The 16,536-nt window shown below is 68.0% G+C and carries 21 protein-coding genes and 1 pseudogene; 5 read left to right on the forward strand and 17 right to left on the reverse strand.

All coding sequences use genetic code 11. The features are described from left to right. Positions 1 to 15: 15 nt before the first annotated feature. The 4 genes from MA876_RS16390 to MA876_RS16405 form a co-directional block, all read right to left on the reverse strand. A complete protein-coding gene (locus tag MA876_RS16390) occupies positions 16 to 504 on the reverse strand; it encodes an FBP domain-containing protein (RefSeq protein WP_248152024.1) in 489 nt (162 codons plus the stop codon). Positions 505 to 636: 132 nt separating this feature from the next. Beyond that, complete coding sequence (locus MA876_RS16395) at positions 637 to 1,392, reverse strand: YidC/Oxa1 family membrane protein insertase (protein WP_248152026.1); 756 nt, start codon at positions 1,390 to 1,392, stop codon at positions 637 to 639. 91 nt (positions 1,393 to 1,483) lie between these two features. After that, entirely contained in the window at positions 1,484 to 1,771 is a 288-nt protein-coding gene (locus MA876_RS16400; protein WP_248152030.1) for a DUF6412 domain-containing protein, read from the reverse strand. Positions 1,772 to 1,847: 76 nt separating this feature from the next. Further along, positions 1,848 to 2,873: an LLM class flavin-dependent oxidoreductase gene (locus MA876_RS16405; protein WP_248152033.1), complete on the reverse strand. Its 1,026-nt coding sequence runs from the start codon at positions 2,871 to 2,873 to the stop codon at positions 1,848 to 1,850. A 244-nt stretch (positions 2,874 to 3,117) separates the two neighbouring features. Between MA876_RS16405 and MA876_RS16410 the strand changes: the two genes are divergently transcribed. Continuing rightward, positions 3,118 to 3,954, forward strand: coding sequence for a serine protein kinase RIO (locus MA876_RS16410; protein WP_248152035.1), 837 nt, complete (start codon positions 3,118 to 3,120; stop codon positions 3,952 to 3,954). Here the strand turns inward: MA876_RS16410 and MA876_RS16415 are convergent, their stop codons facing one another. Beyond that, a complete protein-coding gene (locus tag MA876_RS16415) occupies positions 3,955 to 4,284 on the reverse strand; it encodes an ArsR/SmtB family transcription factor (RefSeq protein ID WP_248152038.1) in 330 nt (109 codons plus the stop codon). Between the two features lie 16 nt (positions 4,285 to 4,300). On the opposite strand from MA876_RS16415, the gene MA876_RS16420 reads away from it, so the two are divergent. Beyond that, entirely contained in the window at positions 4,301 to 4,771 is a 471-nt protein-coding gene (locus MA876_RS16420) for an SRPBCC family protein (protein ID WP_248152041.1), read from the forward strand. A gap of 14 nt (positions 4,772 to 4,785) precedes the next feature. On the opposite strand, the gene MA876_RS16425 is transcribed toward MA876_RS16420, so the two are convergent. The 8 genes from MA876_RS16425 to MA876_RS16455 form a co-directional block, all read right to left on the reverse strand. Beyond that, positions 4,786 to 5,268, reverse strand: a complete 483-nt coding sequence (locus tag MA876_RS16425; RefSeq protein ID WP_248152045.1) for a hypothetical protein — start codon at positions 5,266 to 5,268, stop codon at positions 4,786 to 4,788. A 75-nt stretch (positions 5,269 to 5,343) separates the two neighbouring features. After that, the gene (locus MA876_RS19160) at positions 5,344 to 5,475 is read right to left on the reverse strand and encodes a hypothetical protein (RefSeq protein WP_275563291.1); all 132 of its coding nucleotides are present in this window, start codon (positions 5,473 to 5,475) and stop codon (positions 5,344 to 5,346) included. Positions 5,476 to 5,501: 26 nt separating this feature from the next. Further along, the gene (locus tag MA876_RS16430; protein WP_248152048.1) at positions 5,502 to 5,654 is read right to left on the reverse strand and encodes a hypothetical protein; all 153 of its coding nucleotides are present in this window, start codon (positions 5,652 to 5,654) and stop codon (positions 5,502 to 5,504) included. Positions 5,655 to 5,657: 3 nt separating this feature from the next. Then, on the reverse strand, positions 5,658 to 6,509 hold the full coding sequence (locus tag MA876_RS16435; RefSeq protein WP_248152050.1) for a class I SAM-dependent methyltransferase: 852 nt from the start codon (positions 6,507 to 6,509) through the stop codon (positions 5,658 to 5,660). 134 nt (positions 6,510 to 6,643) lie between these two features. Then, a complete protein-coding gene (locus MA876_RS16440) occupies positions 6,644 to 7,735 on the reverse strand; it encodes an alpha/beta fold hydrolase (protein ID WP_248152052.1) in 1,092 nt (363 codons plus the stop codon). Positions 7,736 to 7,766: 31 nt separating this feature from the next. Further along, complete coding sequence (locus MA876_RS16445; protein WP_248152055.1) at positions 7,767 to 9,101, reverse strand: D-alanyl-D-alanine carboxypeptidase family protein; 1,335 nt, start codon at positions 9,099 to 9,101, stop codon at positions 7,767 to 7,769. Positions 9,102 to 9,220: 119 nt separating this feature from the next. After that, complete coding sequence (locus MA876_RS16450; protein ID WP_248152056.1) at positions 9,221 to 10,762, reverse strand: molybdopterin-dependent oxidoreductase; 1,542 nt, start codon at positions 10,760 to 10,762, stop codon at positions 9,221 to 9,223. A gap of 67 nt (positions 10,763 to 10,829) precedes the next feature. After that, entirely contained in the window at positions 10,830 to 11,630 is an 801-nt protein-coding gene (locus MA876_RS16455; RefSeq protein WP_248152057.1) for a hypothetical protein, read from the reverse strand. Positions 11,631 to 11,729: 99 nt separating this feature from the next. Between MA876_RS16455 and MA876_RS16460 the strand changes: the two genes are divergently transcribed. Next, on the forward strand, positions 11,730 to 12,176 hold the full coding sequence (locus tag MA876_RS16460; protein WP_248152058.1) for an arsenate reductase ArsC: 447 nt from the start codon (positions 11,730 to 11,732) through the stop codon (positions 12,174 to 12,176). A 276-nt stretch (positions 12,177 to 12,452) separates the two neighbouring features. Here MA876_RS16460 and MA876_RS16465 read toward each other — a convergent pair whose 3' ends face one another. From MA876_RS16465 to MA876_RS19415, 3 genes and pseudogenes are all read right to left on the reverse strand, one after another. Further along, complete coding sequence (locus MA876_RS16465) at positions 12,453 to 13,043, reverse strand: hypothetical protein (protein WP_248152062.1); 591 nt, start codon at positions 13,041 to 13,043, stop codon at positions 12,453 to 12,455. A gap of 25 nt (positions 13,044 to 13,068) precedes the next feature. Then, complete coding sequence (locus MA876_RS16470; RefSeq protein ID WP_248152068.1) at positions 13,069 to 13,485, reverse strand: hypothetical protein; 417 nt, start codon at positions 13,483 to 13,485, stop codon at positions 13,069 to 13,071. 3 nt (positions 13,486 to 13,488) lie between these two features. Continuing rightward, positions 13,489 to 13,650: pseudogene (locus MA876_RS19415) on the reverse strand (helix-turn-helix domain-containing protein); the annotation flags it as partial. A 521-nt stretch (positions 13,651 to 14,171) separates the two neighbouring features. Here MA876_RS19415 and MA876_RS16475 point away from each other — a divergent pair. Together MA876_RS16475 and MA876_RS16480 are read left to right on the forward strand one after the other, a co-directional pair. Continuing rightward, positions 14,172 to 14,753: a DUF2238 domain-containing protein gene (locus MA876_RS16475; RefSeq protein ID WP_248152070.1), complete on the forward strand. Its 582-nt coding sequence runs from the start codon at positions 14,172 to 14,174 to the stop codon at positions 14,751 to 14,753. A 139-nt stretch (positions 14,754 to 14,892) separates the two neighbouring features. Continuing rightward, on the forward strand, positions 14,893 to 16,011 hold the full coding sequence (locus tag MA876_RS16480) for a peptidoglycan-binding domain-containing protein (protein WP_248152072.1): 1,119 nt from the start codon (positions 14,893 to 14,895) through the stop codon (positions 16,009 to 16,011). Positions 16,012 to 16,036: 25 nt separating this feature from the next. Here the strand turns inward: MA876_RS16480 and MA876_RS16485 are convergent, their stop codons facing one another. Further along, on the reverse strand, positions 16,037 to 16,483 hold the full coding sequence (locus tag MA876_RS16485; protein ID WP_248152073.1) for a hypothetical protein: 447 nt from the start codon (positions 16,481 to 16,483) through the stop codon (positions 16,037 to 16,039). Positions 16,484 to 16,536 lie beyond the last annotated feature (53 nt).

Below are 16,536 nucleotides of genomic sequence, written 5' to 3' on the forward strand. Positions count from 1 at the left end.
CCGTACCGTCTGCAGCTACCTGCCGTCGCGGATGCCGCGGGCGAACCGCTCGACGTTCTCGCGCATCGTGTCGATGCGTCGCTGCCGGGCCGCCTCGACGTCGAAGCCGAGGTAGGCCTCGCGCGGCTGCTTGCGGGCGTTCTTGTTGCACTCGAAGTTCGCGCAGACGAGCGTCCCGACGGTGTCGCCCTTGCGGCCGGCATCCCCGGTCCGCTTCGTGTTGAACAGGACGACCTCGTTCGGCAGCTCGATGTCGTTGCACCACGAGCACTGTGCGCGGGCGTTCGGCGCCCGCGAGAACTGCCGCAGGATCAGACCCGCGAGTTCGCCGTCGAGCTCGAGCACGACGTAGCCGAGGTTGTCGAACTTCGCGTCGCGCCAGCCGAGGAACTCGCGCTTCTCCCAGTCGATCAGATCGAGATCGGGGAGGGTCAGCTGTGCACGTTCGCGTTGGGAGGCGTTCAGGAAGGATGCCCGGATGCGGGCGTCGTCGATGGGACGCATGAGAGAGCTTTCTGGATGTGAAGAGTGAAGGAGAAGGGAATCGAGCCTCAGGCTCGCTGCACCATCGACGCAGAGCGCGTCGACAGCCTCCTCACGCCCGCGGGCATCACTTGATCGTTCACGACGACGAGCCTACGCCGCATTCCTGGGCGTCGGCGGAAACACCCGGCGCAGCACGAGCCGCTGCCCGAGCGTCCACGCGACGGTGACCAGCAGGTAGAGTCCCGCGGCGAGCGGTACGAAGATCGCCACGACGGCGGTCGCGAACTGCAGCACCCCGATGAGCCCGATGGGGATCGACGGGATCGACGATCCCTCGACGGGCGGTACGGGCTCGGGCCGGAGCAGGCGCCGCGTGAGCTCGCCGACACCGGCGATGAGCAGCACGAGCACTCCGAAGACGGTGATGGACGAAGCATCCATCGCCCCTCCGGCGAGCGTGCCGGCGAGACTCGACCCGAGCGGCACGCCGAACAGCGTCTCGGTGAGCAACGCGTTCGGGTGCCCCGCGATCATGGGGTGCAGGAAGATCGCGTACAGCACGCCGACGATGGGCGCCTGGATGAGGATCGGCAGACAGCCGGCGAACGGCGACGTGTTCTCATCGCGGTAGAGCTGCATGGTCTCGCGCTGCAGGCGTTCGGGGTTCTTGCCCCAGCGCTTCTGCAGTTCGCGAAGTCGCGGCGCGAGCCGTGCGCGCGTCTGCTCGGCTTTGGCCTGCGAGATGCCGGTGGGGATGAGGGCAGCCCGCACGAGGAGCGTCACGAGGACGACGGCGAGGGCGGCGGATGCCGCGGTGAGCGGCGACAGGAGGGTGCTGAGCCCGACGAGCCCCGAATAGGCGAGGTCGAGGATGAAGGCGATGGGTGGAAAGGCGAAAAGGTCCAAGGGAGTGTCCGTTCGTGGAAGCGATCAGGGATTCAATCGACCACGAAGGGATGCCGCGGCCCACCCTCGAGGGGTGGCGCGCGGACTCGGGCTACGCGGCCGAGGCCGCGAAACCCGGGGCTCGGGGGCGTGGATGGCCCGAGGCGTCCGGATCGCTCTGCGCGAGCGGGGAGGAGACGTCGATCGCGCGCGCGGGGTGCGCGGGTGAGGCGCTCTCGGCGTGGGGGACGGCGACCGCGAGGATCGTCGCGACGACGACCGTCGCGGCAACGAGTGCGATCGCGATGCCGAGCGCACCGAAAGCCGCGACGTCGGGTGTCGCGGCGAGGTGCACCGTCGCGAGCAGCAGGTGCAGCGCGGCGTTCAGCGAATCGAACACGATGCTCACGCTACCGGTCGGACCCGCCGGTCACCGTTCGCGGTCTGCGGTTTCGCGTACGGCATAACCCGGGCGATCAGACCGCGGGGGTCCACCCCAGGCTCGGCGCGACGTGCGTCGCGAACGTCTCGATCACCCGAAGATTGAACGCGACACCGAGCTGAGACGGGATCGTCAGCATGAGCGTGTCGGCGGCCTGGATCGCCGCATCCTGCTGCAGCTGCTCGATGAGCACGTCGGGCTCGGCCGCATACGTCTTGCCGAAGGTCGAGCGCATGCCGTCGATGATCCCGATCTGATCGCCGTCCTGCCGCCCACCGAAGTACATGTGGTCTTCCGCCGTCACGAGAGGGAAGATCGACCGGCTGACCGAGACGCGCGGCTCGCCGGCGTGTCCTGCCTCCCGCCACGCGGCCCGGAATGCGTCGATCTGCTCGGCCTGCAGGATGTCGAACGGTCGGCCGTCGGCGGAGGTGAGCAGGGTCGACGACATCAGGTTGACGCCGACGCGGCCCGCCCACTCGGCCGAGTCGCGGTTGCCCGCGCCCCACCACACGCGCGAACGCAGGCCGGGGGAGTGCGGCTCGATCCGCTGCGGCCCCGACGCGCCGCCGAAGGGCGATGACGGGTCACCCGAGGCGAGCCCCTCGCCGTCGATCGCCCGCAGGAACAGGTCGAAGTGCTCACGTGCGAGGTCGGCGCCGCGAGGGTCCTCCGAGCCGGTGTAGCCGAACGCCTCGTAGCCCCGCACGACCGTTTCGGGTGAGCCGCGCGAGACGCCGAGTGCGAGCCTGCCACCGGAGATGAGGTCGACGGATGCCGCTTCTTCCGCGAGATACAGCGGGTTCTCGTATCGCATGTCGATGACGCCCGTGCCGACCTCGATGCGCTGAGTACGCGCCGCGATCGCGGCGAGGAGCGGCATGGGAGACGACTGCTGCCGGGCGAAGTGGTGCACGCGGAAGTACGCGCCGTTCACACCGAGCTCGTCCATGCCCTGCGCCAGGTCGATCGCCTGGAGCATCGAGTCGCCGGCGGTGAGCTGTCGCCCGCCGCCGAGGGGGCCGTAGTGGCCGAAGGAGAGGGTTCCGAAGCGCTGCATGTCGTACGCAACGGTAGCGCCGCGGCATCCATTCCGGTGAATGGATCGTTTCTTCGCGTGCGCATCGGGGTGTAGCGTGATGCCTCGATCGCACCGTCGGTGCCCGTCCGGAGGGAGGAATGATGTCGACAGTCTTTGTCGTGCGTGCCGTTCACTCCCACGACCACCTTGTTCTGAAGAACACAGTCCCGAGGTCATCCGCTGACGCATAGTAGATGACCTCCCCTTCCGGAGATCATCCACCATGAACGAACGACGACCCTCGCAGGCGTTCGAAGACTACTTCGGCCTGCTCGAAATGCCCGACGAACCGGGACCGGACCAGCGATGGTCGACCTGGCCGTCGAGCGCCCCCACGGAGCGCGGTCCGCTGCCGCATCCCGATTGGCTCGTGACCGAGTCCGCGGCGTGGGACACCGAACTCGGCATCGTGAAGACGGGCAAGGAGGCGGATGTCTTCCTGATCGAACGCGCCGTGCCCGGCGAACCCGGGGTCCTCCTCGCCGCGAAGCGCTATCGCGGAACCGATCACAGCGACTTCCATCGCTCGGGGCGCTACGAAGAGGGCAGGCGCATGGAGAGCTCTCGCGACTCGCGAGCCGTCCAGAAGAAGTCCGCTTACGGGCGATCCGTCGCCGCCGCCCACTGGGCGCTCGCCGAGTTCGACGCGCTCACGCGCGCCTGGCATGCGGGCGTGCCCGTGCCGTACCCCGTGCAGATCACGGGCACCGAGGTGCTCATGGAGTTCCTGGGCGAGGGCCGCACGGCCGCGCCGCGGCTCGCGCAGACCCGCCTGCGCGGCGCTGCGCTCGAAGGGCCCTTCGCCCAGGTGCGCGACATCCTGCTCTCCTTCGCACGCGGAGGGTTCGCGCACGGCGACCTCTCGGCCTACAACCTCCTGCTGCACGGCGACCGGGTCATCGTGATCGACCTGCCGCAAGTGGTCGATCTGTCGTTCAATCCCGCGGGCGCCGACTTCCTTTACCGGGACGTCGTGAACGTGTGCACATGGTTCGCGCGCCGGGGTTTCGACGCGGACGCCGAGAAGGTGTTCGCCGACGCGCTCGCGGAGATGTGGTGATCACCGCTCGTCGAGGTCGGCGAGCAGCTGGACGGCGGCGGCGGTGTAGTCGCTGATCCAGCGATCGTGGATGCGCTTGATCGGGAGTGGGGCAAGTGACAGGTGCCGCTCGCGCCCGACCTTGCGACCCGTGACGAGGTCAGCGGCTTCCAGGACGCGAAGATGCTGCAGGGCCGTCGTGCGGTCGATCTCGGAGAAGAGCTCGCACAGCGCGCCGGTCGTGCGCGGCGACTCCTTGAGCACGTCGAGCATGCGCCGACGGACGGGCGAGGCGAGCGCTTTGAAGACTTCGTCGTCATCGGCGAGGGGCTTGCGCGCGGCATCCATCATGTTATAAAAATACAACATGTCTAGCGAACTCACCGAACTCTCGTTCACCGTGTCGGGGCGCATCGCGAAGCCGATCGCCGAGGTCTACGAAGCGGTCGCCGATCCCGCTCAGCTGTCGAGATACTTCACAACCGGCGGGGCGAGGGGCCGACTCGAACCCGGCGCCGACGTCACTTGGGACTTCCAGGACTTCCCTGGGGCGTTCCCCGTCGATGTCATCGAGGCCGATCCACCGAACCGGATCGTCATCCGCTGGGACGGGGAAGCGACCGCGGCCGGCGACGGCAAGACGACGACCACCTTCGCATTCGAATCGATCGACGACGGTGCCCGCACGCTCGTCACGATCACGGAGTCATCGTGGCAAGCCACCGAGGCCGGGGCGAAGATGGCATTCGGCAACTGCGAAGGATGGACCGGGATGCTGTCGGCCCTCAAGGTCTGGGTCGAGCACGGCATCAATCTGCGCGACGGGTTCTACCGCTGACCGCTCTGCGATGATCAGCGCTCGAGCAGGTGCACGTCCATGTGCTGCTCGTGCCACCACGTGTCGCCGCCGTCGTTCGAGCACCAGCCGTCCCACTCGAACGACTCCGTGGTGATGTCGTGGAACATCCAGGTCACCATGCGGCCGTCCGCCTGCACTCCCTGGAGGCGGATGTCGTCGCCGTCCGCCTCGGCGCTCAGGACGACGTGCTCGGCCGCGCGCGGGCAGAACCACACGACGCGCCAGCCCACGCGCGCATCCCACGTCCGCACCGTCGTGCCGATCGCCTCACCATCGTCATTCGTCAGCACGTCCTGCACGCCGCGACCGCCGATGATCCACGAGAACGACCAGTCGAGTTCGCTCTTGGTCCATTCGCGGGTGGCCTCGGAGTAGAGGCTGTTGCGGACGCGCCAGCTGCCGATGAACGGCGCGAAGAGCTGAAGTTCGGTGTCTTCGGGTGCGTCGGTGGTGATGAGGTCGGATGCGAAGCCCATCCGCGCAGGCTACTCCGTGCACCAGGAAGCCCCGCATCCCGATGGGAACGGGATGCGGGGCTCCGAGTTCGGATGTCATGGCAGTGGACGACGGGTGTCGTAGTCCATGACGGTCGGGATGGGGCTGGACGGATCACCGCCCATGGCGGCGATCGTGGCGATCGCTCCGACCAGACCGACGATCGCGACGAAGAAGATGAATGCCATCTCGGGCCTCCTCTCGAGTGTGGTGTTCAGTGCTGGAGCGCGACGCGGAAGGCGAGACGCTGGGGGAAGAGCGCGCGTGCGCGTTCTTCGGGGCGAGTCCGTCGTGCGTGGCGCTCGGCGGCCTCGCGGCTGACCTCGACACTGTCGGGCAGGAAGTAGCCGTACATCAGGGGGTGCATGATTCACTCCTTCCGGCGTTTCGCGGTGACGATCAGGTACTCCCAGGGCATGACGTCGCCCTCGAAGAAGCGATCGCCGAGCGCTGCCATGTCGGCATCCAGCGCCGCGACCTTCTCGGGGTCGTCGGCGATGAACCGGTAGACCGCGATCGTGGGCCCGTAGTTGGCCTTCATGAAGTCCCGCAGCTCCGCGCCGCTCGCGAACCGGTCGACGATGAGCGCCTGCTGGTGCGCGACGACGTCCTCGACGCGGTCGCCGAAGAGTTCCCGCACGTGCTCGACGCTGCCCCACAGTGGGGCGGGCGAGGCGCCCGCGGGGGGCGGCGGTGCGTAGGGCTTCATGGTCGCGAAGAGTTGTCCGATGAAGCCGCTCGGAGTCCAGCTGAGGACGCCGATGGTTCCTTCGGGTCGGCAGACGCGTGCGAGTTCGTCCGCTGCCAGCTGGTGGTGCGGAGCGAACATCACGCCGATGCTCGACATCACGACGTCGAAGTCGGCATCCGCGAACGGCAGAGCCTCGGCATCCGCCGTCTGCCAGACGATCTCGAGCCCTTCGGACTCGGCGTCGGAGCGGCCGACGGCGAGGAGCTCGGGCGTCAGGTCGGTCGCGACGACTTCTGCGCCCCGTCGAGCAGACGGGATCGCCGAGGTGCCCGTGCCGGCGGCGACGTCGAGCACACGCTGTCCGCGCTGCACGTCGAGGGCCTCGACGAGGACGCCGCCGAGCGTGTGGACCACTTCGTCGACGACCGTGGGGTAGCTGCCGCTCGCCCACATCGCAGCGTGCTTCGCCTTGAGTGCGCGGTCCTCATCAGTCGCCGTGATGATGTGGGTGGTGCTGGAAAAGGATGACATCTCGATTCCTCCTGTTGTGGTTGGTGGTTCCACGGTAGGAATCGGGCATGCCCCCGCACATCGGCGCCGACGCGCAACGGCCCCGTCGCTCCGAGGTGCCGGATGGCGGCTGACGCGTACGCGTTGCGCGCTGCTCAGGAGGTGGAGAGCAGTCGCGCGACCGCCGCCGTGCGAGCCGTCCGACCGCTCAGCCCGAGCTTGGCGTAGACGTTCTGCAGGTGCCGCTCGACCGTGCGCACGGAGAGGAAGAGCTCGGCCGCGATCGCGTCGTTGTCGAATCCTGCGGCGGCCAGCCGCAGGATGTCCAGCTCGCGCGGAGACACGAGGGAGGCGACGTCGTCGGAGTCGACGACAGGACGCGCAACCGCGCGATCGGGTTGCAGGAAGGCGGTCATCTCACGCATGAAGACCGGCCATGCGGGCTCGTCAGCGAGCACGATGTGATTGCTGCTGTCGAGCCCGACGAGACGGGCGCCGCGGATCTGCGACGCGAGGGCCCGCGCGTGGTGGAACTCGTTCATGTGGTCCTCGCGACTGTGGATGACCAGTGTCGGCAGGTCCAGCTCCGGCAGGCGCCACGTCGAGTCCTGCGTCTGCCGCTGCGACCGTGAGATGACCGCGGTCTCGGCGTCGCACGCGCGCTGCTGCAGATCGTCGATCCAGCGCATCTGCTCCTCTGTGCCATCTGGGATCATCATGCTGCTGAAGACGCGACGGAACTCCGACGTCGGTCGCGCCCAGCCGACGCGGATGAGCGCCTCGAAGGCCGCGTACATCTCGAGGTCTTCGGGCGTCGCCGCCGCGTGCGCGCCGGAGTAGCTTCCATAGAACGCGAGCCGCGTGGGGCGATCCGGATGCCGCGCCGCATACTCGATCGCGACGGGGCCGCCCTGCGCCATCGCCATGAGCGCGAAGCGGTCGAGCCCGGCATCCTCCACCACCGCCTCGAGGTCGGCGACGCGGGCGTCGAGGCTGTGGTCGGTGACGCCGCGGTCGGACAGGCCGTGGCCGCGCTCGTCGTAGCGGATGACGGTGGCGATCTTGCCGAGCTCGACGAGGTAGTGGCGCCAGACGGGGCTCTCCCAGTCGAACTGCAGATGGCTCAGCCAGCACGCATCGATCAGCAGGGGCGGTCCCGATCCGTGGACCGCGTACGCGATCCCGACGCCGTCCGTCGAGCGCGCGAAGCGGATGTCCTGCACGACATCGGCCCTCAGCGTATCCACGCGGACATCATAGGAGCCCCGGCGCCGCCCGTCACCCGCCCAGTTCGCCCGGGTGGGTGAGCCGCCACCAGTCGGTCGGCGGCTCGATCGTGCCGTCGATGACGACCGGCACGCGGACGGAGCTCGGTCCGGCGGTCCAGGTGAGCTCGCCGACGACCTCGCCTTCGGCGAAGGTCCTCGGCGTCTGCATCTTCACGGACGCGGTGGCCGTGGTATCGGACCACACGAGGATCTTGGCGTCCGCACCGGCGACGATGCGCGCCGAGGAGCCCCACGGCGTCGTGAGGGCGCCGAGCTGGTCGCCCTCGGAGGTGACGGCCAGCCGCTTGAACCCCGCGCGGATTCCGTCGAGGACGCCGATGACGCCGTTGTTCACGGACTGGCGCGTCTGCCCTCCCAACACGACACCCGTCACCTGCAGCGGCTCGTCGATCCCCACGTCGAGCGTCGCGGTGTAGAGGAAGTTGTAGCTGCCGTCGCCGAGGTTGCCCGTCTTCAGCCCCGTGATGCCCGAGGTGCCGAGGAGCGCGTTCGTCGTGGGCGCGCCTCCGAGCTGTGGGAGGGACGGCGTCGCGGCGATCTCGGCGACGACGGGGTTCGCCGCGGCGAGCTTGCCGATCGCGAGGACGTCGGCCGGCGTGCTCGTGTTGCCGGGGCTGATGCCGGTGGGCTCCACGATCGTGGTTCCGGTCAGGCCGTGCGCGGCGAGCCACGCGCGCGTGGCTTCCAGGAACGCGCTCTGCGAGCCGAACGCCCAGTTGGCAACGGCTTCGGCGTAGTTGCATGCGGACGGGATGATCATGGCGCCGAGCGCCGAGCGCAGGGGCATCGTGGCGCCTGTCGGCATCGCGGCGATCGTCGCGCCCATCACGTAGTACTTGTCGTACAGATCGTGGTCGGCCTTGCTGAACGTGATGTTCGGCCCCGCTTCGCCCTCGGGGATCGGGTGGGCATCGAGGATCACGAGCGCCGTGACGATCTTCGTGATGCTCGCGATCGAGCGCGGCTCAGTCGTGCCGCTCGAGAGCCAGATCCCGCTGGCCGACTCGCCGAGGTATTCCTCGCCGCCCGAGACGCTGATCGCGGTCGACCCGTCGGTCGGCAGGGGTATCGCGGCAGGATCCCAGGCACGATCGACCGGTGTAGAGGTAGAGGCCTCGGGTGCGGGCAGAGGCGCCGTGAGTGCCCAACCGACGTACCCGCCGATCGACGCGAGCACGACGGCGACGATGACGCCCGTGACGATGAGTGCCCGGATGCGGCGGCTCCGGCGCACCTGCGGGTCGACGGCGACCGCCCCGGCACCCGTCGCCATGAGCTCGTCGAGCTCGGCGAACTCCTCGCGGGACTCGTCGTGCAGCGTCATCCCACTCCGTTCGGTCCGTCCTCCTCGGTCATCGTGCCGCACCCCAGAGGCCCGCGGGACGGTCGGGCGGGATCTGTGGAGAAGTCGTCACCCCGGGAATGGCCTCGGACGCGGACCGATCACGTCACCGAGATCAACGACCGCTGCCAGCCCGACGAGCCGTTCGGTGCGATGGGTGCGCGCTCCTCGATCTGCAGGTCGCCGTTCTTGTTGACGGCGCGCACGGCGACGTAGTGGGTGCCGGGCGTCGCATCCCATTCCATGACCCACTGCACCCAGGTGTCTTCGTTGATCGGAGTGGACAGGGTCGCCGGCATCCATTCACCGTCGTCGATGCTCACCTCGACGCGTTCGATGCCGACGGACTGCGCCCAGGCGACGCCCGCGATCGGGATGCGCCCGGCGGCGACGGGCTTGCCGATCTTGGGGGTGTCGACGCGCGACGAGAACTTGATGGGCGCTTCGGCGCTGTAGCCGCGCGGCGTCCAGTAGGCCTCGTCCTGCGCGAATGTGGTTACCTTCAGCTCCGTGAGCCACTTCGTGGCGGATACGTAGCCGTAGAGGCCCGGCACGACCATGCGCACGGGGAAGCCGTGTTCGAGGGGCAGCGGCTCGCCGTTCATCGCGACCGCGAGGATCGCGTCGAGACCATCGTCGGTGAGAGCCGAGAGCGGGGTGCTCGCGGTGTAGCCGTCGACGCTCCGCGAGAGCACCATGTCCGCGCCCGATCGAGGGCCGGCCATGCTCAGGATGTCGCGGATCGGCACGCCGAGCCACATCGCGTTTCCGGCGAGCTCGCCGCCGACCTCGTTCGAGACGCACGTCAGCGTGATGGCGTACTCGTCGAGACCCATGCCGACGAGATCGTCGAACGTGAGCTCGATGCGCTGTTCGACCATGCCGTCGATGACGAGACGCCAGGTGCCGGGGTCGATCGAGGGCACCGTGAGCGCGGTGTCGACGCGGTAGAAATCTGCGTTCGGAGTGAACAGGGGGGTGATGCCCGGCACGTCGAGCTCGGCGCCCGCCGGGATCGTGACCGTCGACCTCGCAGCCGGAAGATTCAGCGCCCGACGCGCCGCATCGACCGACGACGTCGCCATGCTGACCACGCGTGCCGTGATTCCGACGATGACGGCGGATGCACCGGCGATCCCTGCGATCACGAAGAAGCGCCTGCGGTCCATGCCACTCTCGGGCGTCCGTTCGCGCCACTCTCGCAGCCGCCGGCAGAGGATCGCGAGGACGATGGATGCCGCGACCGCCCCGATCACCGGAGGCACGAACGACAGCGGCGTGACACCTGCCCTCGTCACGATCGCCGCGATCGAGAGCGCGCCCGCGATCCCGAGTGCCACGATGCCGAGCGGGGGTCGCAGGAACTGCAGGACTCCCGCGATCGCCGAGGCGATGACGACGGCGAGACCGAGCCCTGCGAGCAGCGCGATCTTGTCGTACTCGCCGAAGGTCGCGATCGCGAACTCCTTGAACGGCTGCGGCACGATGTCGATCACGAACGAGCCGACGGCGAGCACAGGGCTCGCGTCGCGTGCGACGAGCAGGGCCAGGAGTTCGGCCACAGCCAGGAAGACCGCGCCGCTCACAACGCCGGCGAGCGCCGCGAGGAGGAGGGCCGTCCAGCGGCCGCGCTTCGTGTTCACGAGGGTCTCCTGCCGTCGGGTCAGGAGTTGTTCGGAGGTGGCGGGGGAATGGATGGATGCCGCGCGGCTACTCGTCCGCGAGGAAGACTCCGACGCGCTCGCCGTCATACGCGATCCGCAGAGCGGTGTCGTCGGGGAACTGCGCGCGCAGCTCTTCGGGCGAGGCCGGGCCGACCGTGAACTGCGCGATGGCGGGGAACGCGCCCGCGCCGCACCCTCCGAGGACGGTGAAGTCGATCGAGTAGCCCTGCTGGGAGTCGAACTCCTCGGGGATCTGATCGGTCGGGGCCATAGAGAAGCAGTTCGAGCCCTGCATGCCGAAGTACGAGTACCCGCCCGCCGTCTCGAAGATCGTGTATCCGTAGAACTCGAACGAGCGCGAACTGGGACCCGCTCCCATGTAGCCGACGGGCACGGTCGCCGATGTCGGCTCGAGCGTCGCGATCTGCGTCGCGCCGCCCGAGTCCGAGACGGGTGCGATGTACGTCAGCGAGAACGTGATCGCCGCAGCCGCGGCCGCGGCGACGGCCACCGACAGTCCCCACAGCATCTTGGTGAGTCGGGGGATGCCGCGGGGCGCGACGTCCGCGTGGGTGGGGGCGACCGCCGGCTCAGCGGGCACCGCGACCGGCTCGGACGGCACGGGGATCGGCTCGGACGGCACGGGGGCGGGAGGCGCGGCATCCATCGCCGGCTCCCTCGGCGCAGCGACGGGGGGTTCGACGACGGGGGGAGCAGCGGAGCGGGACTCGAGCTCGCGAAGGCGTTCAGCAGCGGAGGGATCTCGATGGATGTCGGCAGAGGGCCCGTATGCGCGCACTCGGAGCGCGCGGAGTTCATCCTGCGTGGCGTCGTCGATCTCATGCATCGTGACGCATCGTCTCATGCCGCGGCGTCGCGCGGTCGTCGGGATGCACGTCTGTGCACAAGTGCGGGCGCGGCTGCCTCAGCGGGATATCGTGCAGTCATGACCCACGTGCCGACCGTGCTGTTCGTCTGCGTGCACAACGCGGGACGATCCCAGATGGCCGCGGGATACCTCCGCGAGCTCGGCGGAGACCGCGTCGAGGTCCTCTCCGCGGGCTCCGAGCCGAAAGGCGAGATCAATCCGATCGCTGTTCAGGCGATGGCGGAAGAGGGCATCGACATCGCCGGCCACGTCCCGAAGGTGTTGACCGTCGACGCGGTGCGCGAATCCGATGTCGTGATCACGATGGGATGCGGCGACGCCTGCCCGATCTTCCCCGGCAAGCGCTACGAGGACTGGGAGCTCGACGACCCCGCCGGCCGCGGCATCGAGGAAGTCCGGTCGATCCGCAATGAGATCCGCGCGCGAGTAGCGGCGCTGCTGAGCTCACTGCCGACAGTGGGGGAGAAAAGCCCAGATGAGGCGTTCAAATTTGGCGGAGGATAGGGGATTCGAACCCTCATTTTCTGAGGTGCGAATGGCCCGTTTTCCCGCGTAATTCCGCGGTTTTCGCGAGGTCGCTCTCGTGGCACACCCGCATCCCCCTGCCTGAAGATGCAAGTAAATACGCGGGTGAATTTCGGTAAGTGTGCCTTAGCTGTGCCACGGGTGAGCCAGGCATGCAGACTCGGCTCGGCCCGTGATGCGACGCGTGTGCTCTCCGGACAGACTCACGGATACGTGACGCCGACGCCGACGCCGACGCCGACGCCGACGCCGACGCTAGGAGAGATCCAACGTTGGCGCGGCCGGCGCTGGAATGGCGTCCGCGAGGAGGTGCTCGACGAGCGCGTAGATGTTCGGTGAGAGGTTGTCGCCCGGATAGAACTCTTCGAGAAGGTCGTCGGCGTCAGAGGCGGTCTGTATCCCAACCACGGACAACAAGATGGCAACGTCGTCGGCGTCGCGGAGCGGTCGCTTCTCGACCGCGAGCAACTTCATCGCGAGGAACTTCATCGCGAGGAGCATGCGAGGGCTTCCGACCTGGACAACGATCCCTTCCTGGTCGTAGACAGTCACCCACTCCTCGCCGCGGCCGAACTGGTTCGGCAGGAAGATCGCGGCATCCTCATCCAGCCAGCCGTCCGGCCATCCGCGCTCAACTCCCACATCGTTCGCGATCGCGCGGACACGAACAGGAGGGGAGACCAGCGCGTCCACATCCTTCGTCGGAGGTCGGTCGGCGTCGATGGTCAGTGAGATCGCTACACCCCCGACGAGCTGGATCGTGGCCGCCTCGCCGGCGGTTCGCAACCGCTCGACGATGGTACGGAGTCCGGCGATGACATCGTCTCGGGAGAGCGTGGTCGGCACGGCGAGCGAAGTCCCTTCTGGGCGCCTACGCGCTCAGCAACTCGTTCTCTTCGATGAGGATGCCACGACGCCGGAAAGGATCAGCGACCTTCTCAGTGTCGGCTCGGATCGGCAGTGGGCGGGATGATCGCTGAGGCTCCCACGTCACATCCGGGTTCCCCTGTCTGCGCGTGACCCACGCGGGCAGCGGCGCGCCGGCCTCGGTGAGTCGATACTCGACGAGTGCCGCGACCGCGTCATCCCATCGCTTGCCGGTTCGTTCGGGTTCCTCGGCGGACAAGATGACGCGTGTGACCGGGTCCACTGCGATGAGGTCATCGGCGAGCTGGATGAATTGCCGGTAGGCGAGCCGGTGGTCGCCACTGTCGTCTGCCGCCGCGATCGCCGCAGCGCTTAGAGCGGCGGGTGTGCGACCGCGGACAGAGACCGGCACGAAGGTCACGCCAAGTGCGTCCGCGACTCGCTCGGCGGTGGCGGTCGTTGGAGTGCGTCGATCATGCTCGATCGCCGAAAGGTTCGTTTCGCCCACGCCGGATCGCTGCGCAACATCACGAAGGCTGACTTCTGAGTTGCGTCGTGCGCGGCGGAGCGAATCAACGATCGTCATGTTCAACCTCCAGACTTATCTAAGTAGATAATACCTCGATTACGCGCGCAAGAGCTGCGCCGCCCGAGTCGTGCCGAGTTCCTCGAATCCGACTGGGCGGTGAGGACATCCGCGCTCGTCATCGTCTTCAGGCCCCGTTGGAGGTACCTTGCAGCTGCCTGTGAGGTTCGCTTGCTCAACGCCTGTCGGCTAGGTCCTGTTCGCATCGTGAGCGTTGACCAGGGGACATCCTCACTCCGCAACTGTGCGATCAACTCATCCCGCTCTCGAAGCAGCGCGGCCTCCTCGCGGTGTTTGCCTTCTTCTTCCAGATCGCGCTTGACGTTCTTCCCAAGTCGACTCGGAGTAGGTCCGGGGCGATCGAACTGGGTAGAAATCTGTAGTGCTCATCCCAGGGGGTCTACGCTGATCCGCACGCGATGACGCACACACGTTCTACGGTCGGAGACGGTATGTCGAGAGCCCCAGCGGCACCCCAACCATCACCCGCCGTGCGAGCGCGATCTTCCGCACTTCGCGCGTTGCCCTTCCAGGTGGGCAGCGTCTTGCTGGCCGTGGTGCTCGGATGGGTAGGACTCGCAACACAGCCCTGGCTTGCTGTCCTCCTGGCCGTGGCGCTGTGGGCGCCGGCCGCGGCCGAGCTGCTTCTGCGAACGACCATCCCTTGGGCGCTGCAGCTCCACTACATCCTGTTCATGATCGGCGGCCCCTTCGCGGGCAGCGCTCTCAATCTGTACGGGGCGCTACCGGTCTGGGACGGCCTCATCCACTTCGACTCCGGGGTGATGCTGGCTTGGCTCGGGATGCTGCTGGTTCGGCGCGCAGAGGAGTCGGCCGATGCGCCTCTCCCTCATTGGTTCTCCCTGACCGTCATTCTGTTCACGCCGATGGCGTTCGCCGCAGCATGGGAGATCTGCGAGTTCGCAAGCGACATCCTCATCGGCACCGTGTCCCAGTCGGGACTCGAGGACACGATGCGCGACATCGTCGCGGGAACATTGGGCGGCATGCTCGCGATCGCGCTGCTCGTCCTTTTCCGCAGGCCTCGTACGCTCGCGCCCGAATCCCTGCTGACGCGTCGCGCCGACATTCGTGAGACCTGAAGCTTCTTCCCTGCCGGCAGTCGTGCTGCGCGAAGGTGAGGCGGGCGGCATCCAGCGGGAATCCCCCATGGAGGATGATGCGGCATCCGGTGTGCCTCCATAGCGTGTCCCCGACGCAGTCGAGTGATGGAGGTCGCACGTGACGATTCGATCGGCGAAGCCGAGTGTCCGGCTCGGCGGACTACTCGCCGTGTCGCTGCTGACGGTGGGAGCACTTGCGGGTTGCGCGGGCGGGGCATCCGAACGTGATCGCGCGCAGGCGCGCGTCACGGCCAAGGAGAAGGCTGTCGCTGATGCCGAGGCATCGCTCGCAACCGCGTCGGCAGCATTCTGCGACGGAGCCGAGACCTACGTCCTCGCGCTGGACCGCTACGGCGACGTGTTGCGGTCGACGGCGCCGACGGTGGGGGACGTCACCGCGGCAGGCACCGACCTCCAAGAGCCGCAGGAGGATGTCGCGACGAGCGCCGATGCCGCGGTCGAAGCCCAGCTGTCGCTCACGGCAGCCCAGCAGGAGCTCGCCGACGCGCAGGCGCAACTGGCCAGGGTCGAGGCATCCGGAGCTCCCGTCGCCGAGAGCTCGCCCGTGCCCACGCCGGAGCCGCTCGCTTCTTCCGCGTCGGTCGAGCGCGTCAAGCAAGCTCAGTCCGACCTCGATGCGACCCGAGCGGGCATCACCGAGCAGACGCCGCTCACCGACGCATCCGAACAGTTCAACGCCGCCGTCGTCTCACTGGAGTGGGCGTGGCTGGCGCTCTTCACCGATGCCGGCTGCCCTTCCGATGAGCAGGCGTTGCAGACGCAGGCTGCGGTGACCGCCTATGTCACCGCGCTTCAGCTCGACCTCGCGACCGCCGGCCATTACGCCGGGACGATCGACGGGATCTACGGGCCCGAGACCGTGGCCGCCGTCGAAGCACTGCAGACGGCCAACGGCCTGCCGGTCACCGGGACCGTAGACAGCGCGACGGCGGACGCGTTGCACACCAGCCTCCTCGTCATCGACGGTGCCACGCAGCAGGCCGAGCTCGCCACGACGGCGGCCGTGCAGCAGACCCTAGCGCTCGCGGGATTCTGGGACGGCCCCGTCGACGGCGTGTGGACGCCCGAGCTGACCGAGGCGGTCAAGGACTTCCAGATCGAGCTCGGCGTCGAACCGACGGGAACGGTGGATGCCGCGACCATCACGGCCTTCGAGGCCGCGCTGGCCGAGCTGATGGCGCCGACGCCCGAGCCGAGCGCTTCGCCCACCCCCTGAGTGGACGCATCGGGCGGTGACTCGCTCAGTTCTCGGCTGCCCCCGCGCCTGGGAGCATTGATCCCAGCCAGGGAGGGCGGTGTTCGGGATCCCGAGGGTACCGCCGGTGGTCAACGGCGAACTCCGCCGCGCTCGGCAGACCATCCGGAAAGGGCGGCGGCTGCTCATAGTTGAACCGGGCGGAATAGGAGCCGGCGCGATCGATTCGGATAGTCGCGCTCCACCATGTTCCTTTGCCCGGTTCGTACATCTTGTCGCGCAGTTCCTTCAACAGATTCTCGGCGTGTTCGGGCACGGCAATCTCTTGGCTTTCCGCCGAGCGTGTGTGCAGCGTGAGGCGGGCGAAACTGCGGTCGCCGACAGCGTCGTACTCCGCCTCAGCCGTCGCGAACCCGGGTGCGAGGAAGACCACGAGGACATTGCAGACCTCCTGGACGATCGTCCGGTCGATGAGCACCTCGCGCTGAGTCATACACAGGATTGTCCGACGCCCCACCACCGTCGGCATCACCCTTGTTGGATGAC

It is taken from the genome of Microbacterium aoyamense (genome assembly GCF_023155855.1).
GTDB classification, from domain to species: Bacteria; Actinomycetota; Actinomycetes; order Actinomycetales; family Microbacteriaceae; genus Microbacterium; species Microbacterium aoyamense.